The sequence below is a fragment of the Pseudochryseolinea flava genome, from assembly GCF_003286915.1.
GTDB lineage: Bacteria > Bacteroidota > Bacteroidia > Cytophagales > Cyclobacteriaceae > Ohtaekwangia > Ohtaekwangia flava.
In genome coordinates, this window is sequence record NZ_QMFY01000007.1 from 81,983 (window position 1) to 98,935 (window position 16,953).

At 45.3% G+C, this 16,953-nt stretch carries 15 protein-coding genes; all 15 read left to right on the forward strand.

Features of this window, described 5'->3' with window-relative positions:
- The first annotated feature begins 1 nt into the window (after position 1).
- The 15 genes from DQQ10_RS14685 (at position 2) to DQQ10_RS14755 (ending at position 16,888) form a co-directional block, all read left to right on the forward strand.
- Positions 2-544 carry a hypothetical protein gene (locus tag DQQ10_RS14685; RefSeq protein WP_112747643.1) on the forward strand — a complete coding sequence of 181 codons (543 nt, stop codon included), beginning with the start codon at positions 2-4 and terminating at the stop codon, positions 542-544.
- Between the two features lie 1,041 nt (positions 545-1,585).
- Positions 1,586-2,029 (forward strand): CBS domain-containing protein, encoded by a 444-nt coding sequence (locus DQQ10_RS14690; RefSeq protein ID WP_112747644.1) that lies wholly within the window; start codon positions 1,586-1,588, stop codon positions 2,027-2,029.
- Positions 2,030-2,122: 93 nt separating this feature from the next.
- Positions 2,123-2,551, forward strand: a complete 429-nt coding sequence (locus tag DQQ10_RS14695) for an NADH-quinone oxidoreductase subunit A (protein ID WP_245970423.1) — start codon at positions 2,123-2,125, stop codon at positions 2,549-2,551.
- Entirely contained in the window at positions 2,548-3,189 is a 642-nt protein-coding gene (gene nuoB / locus DQQ10_RS14700; protein ID WP_112747645.1) for an NADH-quinone oxidoreductase subunit NuoB, read from the forward strand. Before DQQ10_RS14695 ends, nuoB begins: the two co-directional genes overlap by 4 nt.
- Before the next feature lie 148 nt (positions 3,190-3,337).
- Positions 3,338-5,086, forward strand: a complete 1,749-nt coding sequence (gene nuoC / locus DQQ10_RS14705) for an NADH-quinone oxidoreductase subunit C/D (protein WP_112747646.1) — start codon at positions 3,338-3,340, stop codon at positions 5,084-5,086.
- Between the two features lie 60 nt (positions 5,087-5,146).
- Complete coding sequence (gene nuoE, locus DQQ10_RS14710) at positions 5,147-5,611, forward strand: NADH-quinone oxidoreductase subunit NuoE (protein ID WP_112747647.1); 465 nt, start codon at positions 5,147-5,149, stop codon at positions 5,609-5,611.
- A gap of 2 nt (positions 5,612-5,613) precedes the next feature.
- Positions 5,614-6,900 carry an NADH-quinone oxidoreductase subunit NuoF gene (gene nuoF / locus DQQ10_RS14715; protein WP_112747648.1) on the forward strand — a complete coding sequence of 429 codons (1,287 nt, stop codon included), beginning with the start codon at positions 5,614-5,616 and terminating at the stop codon, positions 6,898-6,900.
- Positions 6,901-6,904: 4 nt separating this feature from the next.
- On the forward strand, positions 6,905-9,643 hold the full coding sequence (nuoG, locus tag DQQ10_RS14720) for an NADH-quinone oxidoreductase subunit NuoG (protein ID WP_112747649.1): 2,739 nt from the start codon (positions 6,905-6,907) through the stop codon (positions 9,641-9,643).
- An 11-nt stretch (positions 9,644-9,654) separates the two neighbouring features.
- Entirely contained in the window at positions 9,655-10,620 is a 966-nt protein-coding gene (gene nuoH / locus DQQ10_RS14725; RefSeq protein ID WP_112747650.1) for an NADH-quinone oxidoreductase subunit NuoH, read from the forward strand.
- Between the two features lie 9 nt (positions 10,621-10,629).
- A complete protein-coding gene (nuoI, locus tag DQQ10_RS14730) occupies positions 10,630-11,145 on the forward strand; it encodes an NADH-quinone oxidoreductase subunit NuoI (RefSeq protein ID WP_112747651.1) in 516 nt (171 codons plus the stop codon).
- 10 nt (positions 11,146-11,155) lie between these two features.
- A complete protein-coding gene (gene nuoJ, locus DQQ10_RS14735; RefSeq protein WP_112747652.1) occupies positions 11,156-11,683 on the forward strand; it encodes an NADH-quinone oxidoreductase subunit J in 528 nt (175 codons plus the stop codon).
- Positions 11,680-11,988: an NADH-quinone oxidoreductase subunit NuoK gene (nuoK, locus tag DQQ10_RS14740; RefSeq protein ID WP_112747653.1), complete on the forward strand. Its 309-nt coding sequence runs from the start codon at positions 11,680-11,682 to the stop codon at positions 11,986-11,988. Before nuoJ ends, nuoK begins: the two co-directional genes overlap by 4 nt.
- A gap of 37 nt (positions 11,989-12,025) precedes the next feature.
- Complete coding sequence (gene nuoL / locus DQQ10_RS14745; protein WP_112747654.1) at positions 12,026-13,915, forward strand: NADH-quinone oxidoreductase subunit L; 1,890 nt, start codon at positions 12,026-12,028, stop codon at positions 13,913-13,915.
- Positions 13,912-15,465, forward strand: a complete 1,554-nt coding sequence (locus tag DQQ10_RS14750; protein ID WP_112747655.1) for a complex I subunit 4 family protein — start codon at positions 13,912-13,914, stop codon at positions 15,463-15,465. Before nuoL ends, DQQ10_RS14750 begins: the two co-directional genes overlap by 4 nt.
- Positions 15,458-16,888 carry an NADH-quinone oxidoreductase subunit N gene (locus tag DQQ10_RS14755; RefSeq protein WP_112747656.1) on the forward strand — a complete coding sequence of 477 codons (1,431 nt, stop codon included), beginning with the start codon at positions 15,458-15,460 and terminating at the stop codon, positions 16,886-16,888. Before DQQ10_RS14750 ends, DQQ10_RS14755 begins: the two co-directional genes overlap by 8 nt.
- Positions 16,889-16,953: the final 65 nt, after the last annotated feature.

Consider the following 16,953-nt stretch of genomic DNA (forward strand, 5'->3'; position numbering starts at 1 on the left):
TATGGCGAAAGTATTATCATCAAGTATTTTGGAAGGGCTCAGTGGTAAGTTCGGCAGTAATTTAGTTTTTAGAACCATGCGTGGAAAAACTTTTATCAGTGCACTACCACAGCAGATCAATTCAAACAGGAGTGAAGCGCAGCGGAATACGCGTCTTGAATTTAAACGTGCATCCGCTTGGGCACGTTCCATTTTGCTCGATCCGGCAAAGAAGGGTTACTATATGCAACGAGCAAAAGCATTAAAACTTCCCAATGCCTACACCGCCGCCGTGACTGACTACATGCGTAAGCCAAAAGTAGAGAAGACTTTTTATCGCAACACGGTTTTATACACAGTAAGAAAAAAAGGATTTACGATCAACGATGTAACCATACGGAGCGGAGTGACGGATGAATCAACGCGTTCAATCACACTAAGCAAACATAATCGGGAGTGGCTTATTCAGTATCGCCAAGATATTGAGCTGCCGCCTTCGCTGCGGTTGATCATCACCGATGGAACAGGAAGCGTCATCGATTATCCGTTGCATGTTAGCAGTTAGTTATCCACGTAAATAAATAGCGAATACTAAGTCGATGACACGGTAGCATTTATATAATGCTGGCAGAACTATTTTCAAAGATTAATTATGCCACGAAGACGCCAAGACACTAAGGTAAGAACGTACGTGTTTGTGAAACCTTGAGCCTTCGCGCCTTTGTGGCGAAGTGAATCAGAGAAACAATGGTGTATTAAGCAATAGCATGTTGCATTATATAATACTTGCAGAACTATTTCCAAAGTTTCATTATGCCACGAAGACTCCAAGGCCCTAAGGTAAGAACGTACGTGTTTGTGAAACTTTGAGCCTTCGCGCCTTTGTGGCGAAGTGAATCAGAGAAACAATGGTGTATTGAGCAATAGCATGTTGCATCATATAACACTTGCAGAACTATTTCCAAAGTTTCATTATGCCACGAAGACGCCAAGACACTAAGGTAAGAACGTACGTGTTTGTGAAACTTTGAGCCTTCGCGCCTTTGTGGCGAAGTGAATCAGAGAAACAATGGTGTATTAAGCAATAGCATGTTGCATTATATAATACTTGCAGAACTATTTCCAAAGTTTCATTATGCCACGAAGACGCCAAGACACTAAGGTAAGAACGTACGTGTTTGTGAAACTTTGAGCCTTCGCGCCTTTGTGGCAAAGTGAATCAGAGAAACAATGGTGTATTGAGCAATAGCATGTTGCATCATATAACACTTGCAGAACTATTTCCAAAGTTTCATTATGCCACGAAAACACTAAGGCACGAAAGGCTCTCCGCGCAATCAGGCTATCTTTGAAGGGCTTTCAACTTTAAACTTTAAACTTTCAACTTTAAACTTTTAACGATTCACGAACGCATAGGCCGTCGCGCACCCTTCACTTCCCTAAAGGGCTCTCCGCGCAATCAGGCTATCTTTGAAGGTCTTTCAACTTTAAACTTTAAACTTTAAACTTTTAACGAATGCTCACCTACAACTAATCGCCGACAACGTTTGCAAATGTGCGGTAAAATTTATTATCTTCATTTACTGCAACCAAAACCGACCTTTGTATGGGAAAAGTTAGAAATATACTCCAGGCTAAGGGAAATGTTGTTTTCTCGGTAGAGCCAACGGTAACTGTTTACAAGGCAATCGAGCTCATGTCGCACAAAAACATTGGTGGTTTAATTATTACAGATCACCGTGGCGAAAAACTTCTCGGAATTTTCACAGAGCGTGATTATGCACGTCGCGTGATTCTCAAGGGGAAATCATCAAAGGATACACCTATCGGCGAAATCATGACAGAGAATCCTGTCACCGTAACGCCAGACTCCAGTATAGAAGATTGTATGAAGATCATGACTAATCGAAAAATTCGTCACTTACCTGTGATTGACGAAGGGAAACTCGTAGGCATGATTTCAATCGGCGATGTCGTGCGCTTTGTTATTGAAGAACAGCGTACTATCATTGAAGATCTCGAGCATTACATCACAGGACATCATCAATAATTGAGGTAGTAACCGGCGGCATTCTGCACGGGCACCATGCTTTTCCTTTTCTTGCGTAGACTTTGTTTGTGACAGGCGTTAAACAACCACAGGTTGGATACTCCGACAGAACATAGTACTTCTCTCTGGCCATTGCTTGTCTATGGCCTTGTTGTGCTCAGCCTTGTTGGCGCGATGCTTGGTGTGTCATATATCCTAGGACAACGCCACAAAGAACGCGCTTCACACGAACCTTACGAGGGCGGAATTCTAAGTACAGGATCCGCGCGTATTCGATTCTCATCACAATTTTATCTCGTCGCCATGCTCTTCGTCATCTTTGATGTCGAAACAATCTTTCTCTTTTCATGGGCCATCGCATTCAAGGAGCTCGGTTGGTACGGCTATGCGGGAATGGTTGTCTTTCTTATTCTACTTGTTGTTGTATTAATATATGAGTGGCGTGCTGGTGCGCTAGACTTCGGTCCCGATGGACAAAAGATTTTGAAGGCTTACAAAAAACTAACCGCAAAACAAAAATGAACTGGTGGTTATCAAATACGAATGGAAAATCCGACCATGCGATAAAAGGTACTAGTTCAATGGAAGAAACCATGAAGCAAAGTATCATGCTTACTTCTGTACAAGGTTTGTTGGCATGGGGACGGAAAAATTCGATGTGGCCATTTCACTTCGGCCTTTCTTGTTGTTTTGTCGAGATGGCGACAAGTATGACACCCAAATATGATGTCGCAAGATTTGGAGCAGAGGTAATTAGAGGTACTCCACGCGAAGCAGATGTCATGATCATCGCTGGAACCGTATTTATGAAGATGGCGCCGATTATCAAACGTCTCCATGAGCAGATGATGGAACCGCGGTGGGTCATTTCGATGGGTTCCTGTGCAAACTCTGGCGGCATGTACGATATCTATAGCGTTGTACAAGGCGTCGACAAGTTTTTACCTGTCGATGTTTACGTCCCTGGTTGCCCACCAAGACCAGACGCTTTTATGGAAGGTCTGGTCTTGTTGTCTCAGAGCGTTGGTAAAGAACAACGGCCGTTAAGTTGGGTGATCGGAGAGCAAGGTGTTATTCGACCAGAAAAAATTTCAGTGAAAGAAACAAAACGAGAAAAGCGTCTGGCGATGGTAGACTTTAAAACGCCAGATGAAATTTAAATAGAAAAGCGCCGCTGCATGTGAGCAGTGGCGACGATAAACTGCAACGCAGCACAGCAAAGACGCTGGAAGGAATTAATGTTTAACGAGAAACGAATCCAATGAACGCGTAAAAATAAACACTGAACGCCTTGCGCTCAGCAGTGTTATGAAAACTACAACCAATACCACGGAGCTCTTGCAGCTGAAGTTTGGTGAAGACACTTTCACTAAACAAGATGCGCGAGATAAAGTCACGACGTTGTGGCTTCCGCTGGTCAAATTACGGGAGGTGCTGGCGTATTTGAAGCATGACATCGATCAGCCATACGCACTGTTGTTTGATATTACCGCCATCGACGAACGCACTCGAAAATTCTCACCAGACTATCCCTCCAAAAACTTCACGCTTGTTTATTGTTTGTTCTCCTTTGAACAAAATGCCTTTCTACGTTTGAAGGTAGCGCTGCATGGTGAATTCCCAACTGTGCCTAGCATTACGAAGTTGTGGGCAAATGCAAATTGGTATGAACGTGAAGTGTTCGACATGTTCGGCATTCGTTTCGATGGCCATCCTTTTCTTCGCAGACTGTTGATGCCTGAAACATGGAAAGGCAATCCGCTTCGAAAAGAACATCCCGCGCGTGCCACTGAGATGGGGCCCTTTAGATTGTTTCCCGAAAAAGAAGAAATCGAACAATCCAATCTTCAGTTCAATCCAGAGGCGTGGGGAATGGCTTCGCAAAGTGAAGATTCAGATTTCATGTTCTTAAATATAGGTCCTCAACATCCGGGCACTCACGGTGTACTGAGAATCGTATTGCAATTGGATGGCGAGGATATTGTCGATGCCGTTCCTGATATCGGATTTCACCACCGTGGCGCTGAGAAAATGGCTGAACGCCAATCTTGGCATACCTACATTCCCTATACTGATCGTGTCGACTACCTCGGCGGTGTTAATAACAACTTAGCCTACTTACTCGCGGTAGAGGAACTGGCAGGCATTCAAATTCCAGAACGCGCACAAGTGATTCGCGTGATGATGTGCGAGCTATTTAGAATTGCAAGTCATCTGGTTTGGTACGGAACGTTCGCACAAGACGTCGGCCAATTATCGCCTGTATTCTACATGTTCACTGATCGCGAAAAAATATTCGACATCGTTGAAGCTGTTTGCGGTGGCCGCATGCATCCAAATTGGTTTCGCATTGGCGGCGTCGCACAAGATCTTCCCATTGGATGGGACAAACTCGTTAAAGAATTCATCGACTACTTCCCGAAACGACTAAAAGAGTATGATGACATGGTGATGCGCAACAGCATCTTCAAATCGCGCACGATAGGCATAGGCATATTTACGAAGGAAGAAGCGATCGAATGGGGTGTGACGGGCGCAGGTCTGCGGGCATGTGGTATGGCGTGGGATTTCCGCAAGGAACGACCTTACAGCGGCTATGAAAAATTCAACTTCGATGTTCCCGTAGCGCATAACGGTGATTGTTATGATCGCGCTAAAGTGCGGGTAGAGGAGATGCGACAAAGCTTGCGAATCATCGAACAATGTTGGAAGCACATGCCCGCTGGAGACTACAAAGCAGATCATGCGCTAACGACTCCACCGGTGAAGAAGCATACCATGAAAGATATTGAAACACTCATCACACATTTTCTAGGCGTAAGTTGGGGACCTGTGATACCCGCCGGAGAAGCGATGAGTTGCATCGAAGCAACCAAAGGCGCGAACAGTTACTATGCGATTAGCGATGGAAACACGTCGCCGTACCGCGTACGATTAAGAACGCCATCATTCGCACACATGCAAATGATTCCCTACATCAGCAAAGGATACACCGTGGCAGATTTGTTAAGCATCCTTGGAGCGATGGATTATGTACTGGCAGACATTGATCGTTAGTGATAAACGAATTCATATCATACATCCGCTTATTGATTTCCATTCATTCAGTGAACAACCATGCTAACGAAAGAAGAACAACATGAAATAGACGAGGCGATCAGAATCGTTCCCTATAAACAGGCTGCTTGTATTGAAGCGCTAAAGATCGTGCAAGAACATCGACGATGGATTTCTGATGAGAGCCTTGCCGACATCGCGCAGTATATGGAAATGTCTACGGCAGCTTTGGACTCCGTTGCTACATTTTACAATCTCATCTTCCGAAAGCCGGTAGGGAGACATGTAATTCTTTTGTGCGATAGTATCTCCTGTTACGTGCTTGGCTACGAAAAACTTTCTGCCTACATCAAACAAAATTTAAAGATAGAGTATGGCGGCACAAGTTCAGATGGACGCTTCACGCTGCTACCCAATCCGTGTTTGGGAACGTGTGATCACGGGCCTGCACTGATGATTGACAATGACCTTTACCGTGATGTTACAGTGGAACAACTGGATAACATCTTTAACAAATACGAATAAATATGTTACGCCCATTGACTTCCCATATTCGCGAGGACCGACGACCACTTTCTTTGAAGGAATACGAGAAGTTGGGCGGCTACGAGGCCGTCAGAAAAGTATTTAAGTCTATGACACCTCAAGCTGTCCAGCAACTTGTGAAAGATTCTAATTTAAGAGGAAGAGGTGGTGCAGGTTTTTCGACGGGGCTAAAATGGAGTTTTGTTCCACTCGACGCTCCCCAACCAAAATACCTTATTTGTAATGCTGATGAAATGGAACCGGGCACTTTCAAGGATAGACTCTTACTTGAAAGTGCTCCCCATCAGCTTATCGAAGGAATGATTCTTGCCGCATTTGCTATACAGGCAGACACATCGTATGTATTTCTCCGGTGGGCATACAAAGATGCAGCGAAAGCGATTATACACGCCATCCACGAAGCAAGCGATGCGGGCTATCTCGGCGACAACATCCTCGGTACTGACTTTAGCTTACACATGCATTTACACACAGGAGTTGGCCGATATATCTGTGGCGAAGAAACTGCTTTGCTTAATTCACTTGAAGGAAAGCGCGCTACACCAAGATCGAAACCACCCTTTCCGCAAGTGAGTGGACTTTTTGGAAAACCTACAATTGTCAACAATGTTGAAACATTAAGCTGTCTTCCACACATTGTGAACTATGGTGCCGATTGGTTCCAAAAATTAAGCAGGACTGGCGACGCGGGAACAAAAATATATGGGGTAAGCGGAAAGGTAAAACGACCTGGACTTTGGGAACTGCCAATGGGTGTAACGTTACGCGAACTGCTTGAAGACTATGCCGGTGGTATGTGGGATGGTCACACTTTTCGCGGTGCGTTGCCTGGCGGTGCATCAACAGATTTTCTTGTCGAGCAACATCTTGATGTGAAGATGGACTACGGATCGGTTGCCGCAGCCGGGAGTCGTTTAGGAACAGGAACTGTAATTGTGTTAGACGATAAAACTTCCGTCGTTGGATTTGTAAAAAACCTGATACACTTCTTCGCCCAGGAGTCTTGTGGATTCTGTACGCCATGTCGTGAAGGACTTCCGTGGATTGAAAAAATTCTTCATGCGTTGGAAAATGAAAGAGGGCAACGCGGCGACTTGAAGATACTTGAACAACATACTCGGTTACTTGGCCCTGGGAATACATTTTGTGCATTAGCACCCGGCGCGATGGAACCCTTGCAAAGTGCACTCAAATATTTTCGCAAAGACTTTGAACAATACATTGCGGCGTATGCCACGCCATGCCGTAGTGGCTTAATGAATAGGTAATATTATGGCAACAATTATCATCGATTGCAAAACTTACGAAGTACCACTCGGCAAAAACGTTTTGGAAACATGCCTTAACCTAGGTTTTGACGTTCCTTATTTTTGCTGGCACCCCGGCCTCGGATCGGTGGGCGCTTGTCGACAGTGTGCCGTGAAAGTTTTTAAAGATGCCGACGATAAGAAGGGACGGCTGGTGATGTCTTGCATGGAACCGGTCGTACACAACCAACATCTTGCTGTTCATGATGCCGACACAATAGACTTCCGAAAACAAGTGATCGAATGGCTCATGACAAACCATCCGCATGATTGCGCCGTGTGTGATGAAGGTGGTTCATGTCACCTGCAAGACATGACTGTGATGACAGGACACCACGAAAGACGATTCACATTTAACAAGCGTACATACAAGAATCAGGACCTTGGCCCATTCTTGAATCATGAAATGAATCGCTGCATACAGTGCTACCGTTGCGTAAGGTTCTACAAAGACTATGCTGGCGGCAAAGATCTTGATGCTTATGCATCGAAAAATAACGTCTACTTCGGCCGAGCCGAGGATGGTGTACTCGAAAACGAATTTAGTGGCAACCTTGCCGAGATCTGCCCGACAGGCGTATTCACCGACAAAACATTGAAAGAACACTACACGCGAAAATGGGACCTCACAATGTCACCGTCGATTTGCCAGCATTGTAGTGTGGGGTGCAATACCATTGCCGGTGAACGTTATGGCGCGCTGCGCATGATTCACAATCGATTTCACGAAAAGATAAACGGGTACTTTCTCTGCGATCGCGGCCGATTCGGCTACGAGTTTGTTAACGCAGAAAATCGAATTAAACAGCCAAGTATCAACGGAGACGTCGTCGAGCGAACAGAACTTGAAACGCGGCTAGAAAAAATAATGAAAAGCGCCAAAGTCATTGGCATTGGATCGCCGCGTGCATCGCTGCAATCAAATTTTGCACTCAAGACCCTTGTCGGAGAAGACAATTTCTACCATGGTGTTTCAGATCATGAACACGATCTCGCAGAACTTGCTGTACGAATTTTGAAAGATGGGCCAGTGCGAACACCATCTACTAAAGAAATAGAAAAATCCGACGCAATATTTGTTTTGGGTGAAGACTTAACAAACACGGCACCAATAGTTGCATTGGCGGTAAGGCAAGCCGTGCGACAAGATTTGTCCGGCGAACCGGAAAAAATACACATACAAGGTTGGCAAGATGCGGCTCGAAAAAATTTACAGCAGCAGCGGAAAATGCCATTGTACTCCGCTACGATACACGAAACAAAACTCGATGATATTTGTACAAGTGCGAATTACGCAACCCCAGAAGATATTGCACGGCTTGGCTTTGCAGTCGCACATTGCGTCGACCATAATTCTCCTGCACCTGAACATTTCCCGGAAGCATTGCAAGTGCGCGCACGGAGTATTGCGAACGGGTTACTGGCAGCAAAAAATCCAACGATCATTTCTGGCGCCGGATGCGCATCAAGTGCCGTGATGAAGGCTGCGGCGAACGTTGCAATAGCACTCCATAAAAATGGAATCGTGGTAGGCTTAACCTACACGATGTTAGAATGTAATTCGATGGGGCTTACCATGATCGGAGGACATCGATTGTCTGCTGCATTCAATGCGGTTATTAACGGTCATGCCGACACCTTAATCCTACTAGAGAATGATCTGTTTCGACATGGAAGCTTTGCTGAAGTTGGCGATTTTCTCGCGCGATGTAAAAATGTAATTGTACTCGATCACACAAAGAGCGATTCGACCGATAGGGCTAGCGTCGTAATTCCAGCGGGAACATTTGCAGAGTCCGACGGTATTATTGTCAACAACGAAGGTCGTGCACAAAGATTCTTCCAAGTCTATGAATCGACTGAATCCATTCAAGAAAGCTGGCGATGGATCATTAACATTGGCAAAACACTTCAACATCCTAAACTTCAGACATGGCAAAACTTTGAAGACATTTCTAAAGCGATGGCCTCAGAAGAACCAATGCTACAAAATATAGACGAGGTAAATCCAGCTGTAGATTTCCGAATTGTAGGACAACGGATTCCACGCGAGCCACATCGTTTCAGTGGTCGCACGTCGATGCATGCACACATCCAGGTGAGTGAGCAAAAGCCTCCGACAGACGATGACTCTCCATTGAGTTACACCATGGAAGGTACACGCATACAACCACCATCAGCGATGATACCATTCTATTGGTCGCCAGGTTGGAACTCGGTGCAGTCTGTGGCCAAGTATCAGCACGAAGTTGGTGGATCGTTGAAAGATGGCGACTCCGGTATTCGGTTACTAGAAGCCAATGCCGCGTCATCGCTAGTGTATTTTCAAGGAATACCGGAAGCATTTGTTCCTTTAGAGCATCACCTTTGGATAGTGCCGACCTACCACATTTTCGGCAGCGAGGAAATGAGCGCCAAGTCCGCATCAATTCAAAAGCGCATACCCACACCTTATCTGTTAATCAGCGCGGTCGACGCGAACATTTATCATCTCAAAGAGCAAGATATCATCAAAGTATCTATCGCGAACATCTCCTATAGTTTTCCGATAAAGATCAATAGAAATATTCCGGTGGGAATGGCGGCGTTGCCTTATGGACTGTGTGATGCACCCATTAACGCGCTTCCCGAATGGGGGATCGTAGAAACGAGTCCCTTAACAGAACTTCACGATTACGTGCGAAAAACTAAGGTCCAACATTAACGCTTACGAAAATGGACGACGCAACGATTAGTCATCTACTCATAACGTTCGGCGTACTCGCGGGATTACTGCTGGTGGCTCCAGGATTAATCTGGCTTGAACGTAGGCTACTCGCGTTGTGGCAAGATCGTTATGGACCAAATCGCGCAGGTCCCTTTGGTTTGCTAGTGGTACTCGCCGATACACTAAAACTTTTTTTTAAAGAAGATTGGATACCTCCCTTTGCCGATAAAAAAGTCTTCGTCCTTGCACCCGCGATCGTCGTCATTACGGTACTACTGAGTTTTGTCGTAATACCTTTTGCTCCAGGAATTATTGTAGCCGATATGAATATTGGTCTGCTCTTTTTTCTCGCCATGTCATCGATGGGCGCTTACAGTATAATTCTCGGAGGATGGTCGTCAAACAACAAATATGCACTGCTAGGGTCAATGCGTGGTGCCGCGCAACTCATCTCTTATGAAGTGTTCATGGGACTATCGTTGATGGGTGTTGTGTTGATGACTGGATCATTTAGCTTAATCGATATCGTTGAGGCGCAACGATACCAATGGTTTATTGTACCACAGTTTTTAGGGTTCGTGATTTTTTTAATTGCCGGGATCGCTGAAACGCATCGACTACCTTTCGATATTCCAGAAGCGGAGAGTGAATTGATTGCTGGCTTTCATTCAGAATATTCAGGCATGAAGTTCGGACTGTTTTTCGTTGGCGAATACATCGGTATCATGCTGATCTCATCAATGGTTACGGTGCTGTTTTTAGGTGGATGGTATGGCCCATCTTTTCTGCCACCATTAGCGTGGTTCATTATCAAGATGTTCGGATTTATTTTTTTCTTTATCCTCTTGCGAGCATCATTACCCAGACCAAGGTATGATCAGCTCATGGAGTTCGGTTGGAAAATTCTACTTCCGCTTTCACTCTTGAATCTCGTTGTTACGGGAGGAATAATTCTCTGGATGAATACCCATTAAAAATTTATCATGTTCAGCATCGTTCGCAGTATGTGGCTTGTTTTTCTTCACATGTTCAAAAAGCGAGTCACGATTCAATATCCAGAACAGAAAGCGAAACTCCCCGCGCGATGGCGTGGGCGTATCGTGTTAACACGTGATCCTGATATGGGTGAACGGTGCGTGGGGTGCTATCTTTGTGCAGCCGCGTGTCCCGTAGATTGCATTTCCCTTCAAGCCACACAAGATGAAAGTGGTCGCCGATATCCAGCATTCTTTCGCATAAACTTCTCGCGCTGCATCTTCTGTGGATATTGCGAAGAAGCTTGCCCTACCTATGCGATCCAACTTATTCCTGACTTCGAAATGGGTGAGTACAATCGCCAAAATTTGGTATACGAAAAGCAAGATCTTCTCATTGATAGTCAGGGGAAATATCCAGGCTACAATTATTACAAAGTCGCTGGCATGGCCATCCAGGGCAAAGAGAAAGGCGCGGCGATCAATGAAGAGAAACCGGTCGATATCCACAGTCTAGTACCGTAAATATATTGCCATGAATATCACCTTCATAATTGCTTCATTTGTCGCCGTGCTAGCCACCATTATGGCGATTACGCGATACAACTTAATTCATGCGCTACTGTACTTAGTCATTTCGTTTTTATCGATCGCCATTGTATTCTTTGTGCTCGGTGCGCCATTCGTTGCGGCACTCGAAATCATTGTATACGCCGGTGCAATCGTTGTGCTAATCATCTTCGTGATCATGATGCTAAACCTCAAAGAAGAGTCTGTAGAGCAGGAGCGAATTTGGTTTTCACGCAAAGTCATTCTTGGTCCTTCCATACTGTCAATCGTGTTGCTGGGTGAGTTGATTTACATCCTACTATCTCATGAAACCACAGCATTGACAACGCAAGCAGTGGATGCAAAATCAGTAGGCCTATCGTTGTACGGGCCATACATCATTGGCGTCGAACTTAGCGGTTTATTATTGATGTCAGGAGTCGTCGGCGCTTATCACTTGGGAAGACAAAAGAAAAAGGTACAGCATCGTTTCCTCGAAAACCAAACCACATGAATGCTGCAATTGCCGATCAAGCCTTAATGCTCGCCGGGATCTTATTCGTTCTCGGTCTTATCAGCGTGCTCATTCGAAGAAACATCATCTTCATGCTGATATCCGTGGAGATCATGCTCAATGCTGCAGGCCTGGCGTTTATTGCCGCAGGTGCGAGGTGGGGGCAACCGGATGGTCAAGTTATGTTCGTTTTTATTTTGACGATGGCGGCTGCCGAGGTATCGGTGGGGCTAGCCCTGATCTTGCAGATATATCATCAGCTTAAAACACTCGATAGCGATGCCGCAGACAAGATGCATGGTTGAAGAAATTATTACCACGTGTTAGCATAAATCTTTTTTTATGAAAGACTTTTTATGGCTCATTCCGACACTTCCGTTCTTAGGAGCATGCATTCTGATCATTTCAGGAAATGCAAATCTACCACGACGCGCCGTGAGTATAGTTGGATGCGGTAGCGTAGGCGCTGCGGCTATTCTTACGATCGTCATCATGATCGATTTCCTCACAACGGGACAGATTCCGGAGTACACGGTCATCGTCAATTGGTTTAGCGTCGACAATCTATCCGTTCCTATTGCGCTACATCTGGACACCCTTTCGCTCGTGTTTGTGTTCGTCATAACGTTTGTAGGTTTTCTAATCCATGTGTATTCAATTGAATTCATGCACCATGACGAGAGCTTTGCAAGATTCTTCGCGTACCTGAACTTGTTCGTAAGTGCAATGCTCATGCTTGTACTTGCCGATAGCCTTATCTTAATGTATTTAGGGTGGGAGGGTGTCGGTCTTTGCAGCTACCTGCTGATCGGATTTTGGTACGAAGAGGAGAAGAATGGCTACGCCGCACGAAAGGCGTTCATCATTACGCGAATAGGAGATACAGCACTAGCAGTGGGCTTGTTTATGTTATTTGCTGAACTTGGCACACTTCGCATTCAGGATATTCTAACCTTAGCACCACAGCAATGGGCAACGGGCAGCACAACACCTGTGACAATTTGCCTATTACTTCTCGGCGGCGCCGTTGGAAAGTCTGCGCAATTCCCACTGCAAACGTGGCTCCCCGATGCGATGGCAGGACCATCACCTGTCAGTGCCCTGATACACGCAGCAACAATGGTTACCGCTGGTGTATATCTCATCGCACGCATGAACGGACTATACGTGCTTGCACCGCAGGCACAACTATGGGTTGGCATCGTCGGCGCCATCACCCTCCTCATCGCTGGATGTAGCGCACTAACTCAGTATGATCTCAAACGTGTATTGGCATACTCAACAATTAGTCAGATTGGATACATGTTTCTTGCGCTGGGTATCGGCGCGTGGTCGTCGGCAGTGTTTCATTTTATGATTCATGCTTTTTTTAAAGCGTTACTTTTCCTCGCAGCAGGCGCGGTGATCATGGCTTTGCATCATGAGCACGACATGTTTAAGATGGGAGGTCTTCGAAAACAGATGCCAGCAGTGTTTGCAACGTTCTTGATTGGATCTGCGTCGCTAGCGGCATTGCCTTTAATTTCTGCTGGCTTTTATAGCAAAGATCAAATCATTTGGCTTTCATTTGCTTCACAGCAAAGCAATATTTGGTTTTTTCTAGCCGCAGTCGTCGGCGCATTCATTACCGCGATCTATACATTCCGAATGGTGTTCCTCACGTTCTACGGTGAAGCAAAGACATCAGTCTCTCATATGCCAGGAAATTTGATCACGCAGCCGCTGGTGATCCTTGCTGTACTTGCGCTATTTGCTGGATTCATCGAGTTACCACATACGTTCGGACATGTCACATTATTCAGTGATCTTTTCTCAACGACTTTACCTCCCGTAACACTTAGGCCGAACGTCGAGTCGCACGAATGGATTATACAAACATCTACCGGCCTGTTAACATTGGTTGGCATTGCAATGGCGTATTACTTCTATGTAATACAACCGAAAATTGCGGACGACATTCACGCATCAACTATTGAAACGCACCGCTTTTGGTATGCAGGATGGAGATTCGATAGCTTGTATGATGCCATCATCGTAAAACCCATATTATTTTTCGCGCGCGTTAACAAACACGACTTCATTGACAAGCTTTACAGCGCACTGGTTGAACTCAGTGAAATGATGAGTGCCCTTTTCTCGCGATCACAAAATGGAATTCTCCGCTGGTATATCATGGGAATCGTTGCCGGAGCAGTCATTATCATAACCTTCACTTTAATCATCACACCATGATACTCATGATATTGATTCTGGTTTTACTTTTCGGGGGCATCGCGGCTGGGTTCTCTGGGCGAATGAATACGATGCTGCCGAGGTGGATTTCCGTTGGTGCCATCGCAATCAATTTATTCATCAGCCTCTGGATGGCGGCACAACCGAACACCAATTCTTCACCATGGCTGTTACAACTAAAGCTCAACTGGATTCCGAGCTTTGGCATAAGTTTTCACCTGGCACTAGATGGGATAAGTCTCTTGATGATTATCCTCACTTTTTTTCTAGGGATAATTGCTGTCGCTATTTCGTGGAATGAAATTCATTTTCGGGTTGGCTTCTTTCACTTCAACCTGTTATGGGTGCTCGCAGGCATCACAGGTGTGTTCCTCACGATGGACCTTTTCCTATTCTATTTCTTCTGGGAAGTGATGCTCATCCCGATGTATTTTCTCATTGGCATCTGGGGACACGAGAACAGACAGTATGCTGCTTACAAATTTTTCATTTTTACGCAGGCAAGTGGTTTACTGATGTTGATGTCGATTATCGCATTGTATTTCGTGCACGGTCAAGCAACGGATCAATACACATTCAATTATTTTGACCTCCTGGGTACGTCGATGAATAAGCAGACGGCACAATGGATCATGCTGGGTTTTCTTGCTGCATTCGTAGTAAAGCTCCCGGTCATACCGTTTCACACGTGGCTTCCCGATGCGCACACGGAAGCACCAACAGCAGGAAGTTTGATCCTTGCTGGACTACTTCTCAAGACCGGTGCATATGGATTGATTCGGTTTATTCTGCCGCTCTTCCCAGAACAATCTGCGGCGATTGCGCCAGTAGCGATGGCGTTGGGCGTAACGGGAATAGTGTACGGCGCAGTGCAAGCTTATGGACAAACAGATCTCAAACGACTCATTGCTTATAGCAGTGTGAGTCATATGGGTTTTGTAATGCTCGGGGTGTTTGCTTTGACAGAAATTGCATTGCAAGGTGTCGTGATGCAAATGATAACCCACGGTATAAGTACAGGTGCACTCTTCATCATCGCAGGATTATTGTACGAGCGAATTCGCACGCGTGATGTCACACAGATGGGTGGTTTTTGGAAGTCCATTCCAGTTGCAAGTGTGATCACACTCATATTTGCGATGGCATCACTTGGACTACCTGGCTTAGGAAATTTTGTGGCCGAGTTTTTAACACTCATCGGATCTTGGTCAGCCAACAAAACAATGACGCTGATAGCAACGATCGGCATCGTGTTCGCTACAGCATATTCTCTTCGTATTATGCAGAAAGTTTTCCTTGGCAAGTCACGGCTAGAACACCATCAGTCTCTCGCTGATCTTACCGCACGGGAAAGGCTAATCCTTTTGCCTTTGGTAATTGTCATTATATTGTTAGGCGTGCATCCGCAGCCTGCCATCGACCTTGCGAAAGATGGTTTACAAAAAACATTAAACCGTGAATTCCAAGCACCAAAAGAGCCAAAAATTATCAATCCGAATTATCAAACCTTAACGGTACCTGCAACCGAGAAAGGAGTTCATCATGAATAGGAGTGATCTTTACAGCCTTACACCATTGCTAATCTTATCCAGTGCGGCAATTCTAAATTTCTTTTCCATCTCTATAAAAAGGAATCACAAAGTAATTTTCGCGATTACGGTACTATCGCTCATTGGCGATTTTATTTTCCTCACGTCATACTCCCTCTATCATCAACAGCACATCGACCCGCTACTCGTTGTCGATGGGTTCGGAATTTTCAACATTGGTCTCATATTACTCACCACACTCGTTGTGGCATTAATGTCATACGCCTACTTCGAACAACGCGAGGAAAGAAAAGAAGAATATTATATTCTCCTGATTCTAGCAGCACTAGGCGCATGCATCATGGTAATCAGTAAACATTTCGTCTCGTTCTTTTTGGGGCTTGAAGTGTTGAGTGTTTCGCTTTATTCATTGATCGCTTATCTGCGAACACGAGAGCGATCCGATGAAGCCGGAATCAAGTACCTAATACTCGCGGCATTCTCTTCTGCATTTCTACTCTTCGGAATGTCGCTCATATACGCGACCACGGGTAAGATGGATTTTGGCGGTATCGGTTACTACTTGACCACGACACAAGATATTCCATTGATCATGATGGCAGGTTTGGGAATGCTAATCGTTGGGGCGGGATTTAAACTCGGTGTAGTGCCGTTCCATATGTGGACGCCTGACGTATATGAAGGGGCGCCCACACCGGTAACCGCATTTATTGCTACCGTTTCAAAGGGCGGCATGATTGCGCTACTCGTGAGGTTCTTCAATGCGATCAATGGATATCAGTATGAATCGTTTACGAATTTGTTCACTGTTTTATCGATCGCATCGATGTTCGTCGGAAACATTCTTGCACTACGACAGACGAATTTGAAACGGATACTTGCATACTCGTCTATCTCTCACATCGGATATTTATTGGTTGCCTTTCTTTCGGGCGGGAGCATGGGGGCTCAAGCGACAACTTTTTATCTCGTCGCGTACTTCATCACGACGCTAGGTGCATTCGGCATCATTGCTACTTTATCCGATCAACATCGCGATGCTGAATTGATCGACGACTACCGCGGCCTACTATGGCGTCGCCCGCTCACTGCTGTTGCGTTCAGCGCAATGTTGCTATCCCTCGCGGGCATTCCACTCACTGCCGGATTTATTGCAAAGTTCTATGTGATTACCGCTGGCATTGGAACCCAACATTGGCTCCTTGTATTTTGCCTCGTAGTCAATAGCGTAATTGGTCTATACTATTATATAAAGATCATTGCTGTGATGTTTGATCAGAAACTTCAAATTAAGTCGGCAAAAGAATTGCATCCGTTGGTGTATGTCATTAGTAGCGTAACGATCGCTGTGCTTGCTGTATTTTTGTTTTGGCTCGGCGTTAGTCCCGAAGGAATGTTGTCACTCATTGATGATGTTATCTGAATAATTGCACACAGACGCTCACCTGATTTTTAAGGTGATTTTATTCAGCAATGCTTTGCGAAAAA

Excerpts from the sequence above, each read along its gene's own strand:
- DQQ10_RS14685 (WP_112747643.1), top strand. The coding sequence starts at position 2 with ATGGCGAAAGTATTATCATCAAGTATTTTGGAAGGGCTCAGTGGTAAG.
- DQQ10_RS14690 (WP_112747644.1), top strand. The coding sequence starts at position 1,586 with ATGGGAAAAGTTAGAAATATACTCCAGGCTAAGGGAAATGTTGTTTTC.
- nuoB (WP_112747645.1), top strand. The coding sequence starts at position 2,548 with ATGAACTGGTGGTTATCAAATACGAATGGAAAATCCGACCATGCGATA.
- nuoC (WP_112747646.1), top strand. The coding sequence starts at position 3,338 with ATGAAAACTACAACCAATACCACGGAGCTCTTGCAGCTGAAGTTTGGT.
- nuoE (WP_112747647.1), top strand. The coding sequence starts at position 5,147 with ATGCTAACGAAAGAAGAACAACATGAAATAGACGAGGCGATCAGAATC.
- nuoF (WP_112747648.1), top strand. The coding sequence starts at position 5,614 with ATGTTACGCCCATTGACTTCCCATATTCGCGAGGACCGACGACCACTT.
- nuoG (WP_112747649.1), top strand. The coding sequence starts at position 6,905 with ATGGCAACAATTATCATCGATTGCAAAACTTACGAAGTACCACTCGGC.
- nuoH (WP_112747650.1), top strand. The coding sequence starts at position 9,655 with ATGGACGACGCAACGATTAGTCATCTACTCATAACGTTCGGCGTACTC.
- nuoI (WP_112747651.1), top strand. The coding sequence starts at position 10,630 with ATGTTCAGCATCGTTCGCAGTATGTGGCTTGTTTTTCTTCACATGTTC.
- nuoJ (WP_112747652.1), top strand. The coding sequence starts at position 11,156 with ATGAATATCACCTTCATAATTGCTTCATTTGTCGCCGTGCTAGCCACC.
- nuoK (WP_112747653.1), top strand. The coding sequence starts at position 11,680 with ATGAATGCTGCAATTGCCGATCAAGCCTTAATGCTCGCCGGGATCTTA.
- nuoL (WP_112747654.1), top strand. The coding sequence starts at position 12,026 with ATGAAAGACTTTTTATGGCTCATTCCGACACTTCCGTTCTTAGGAGCA.
- DQQ10_RS14750 (WP_112747655.1), top strand. The coding sequence starts at position 13,912 with ATGATACTCATGATATTGATTCTGGTTTTACTTTTCGGGGGCATCGCG.
- DQQ10_RS14755 (WP_112747656.1), top strand. The coding sequence starts at position 15,458 with ATGAATAGGAGTGATCTTTACAGCCTTACACCATTGCTAATCTTATCC.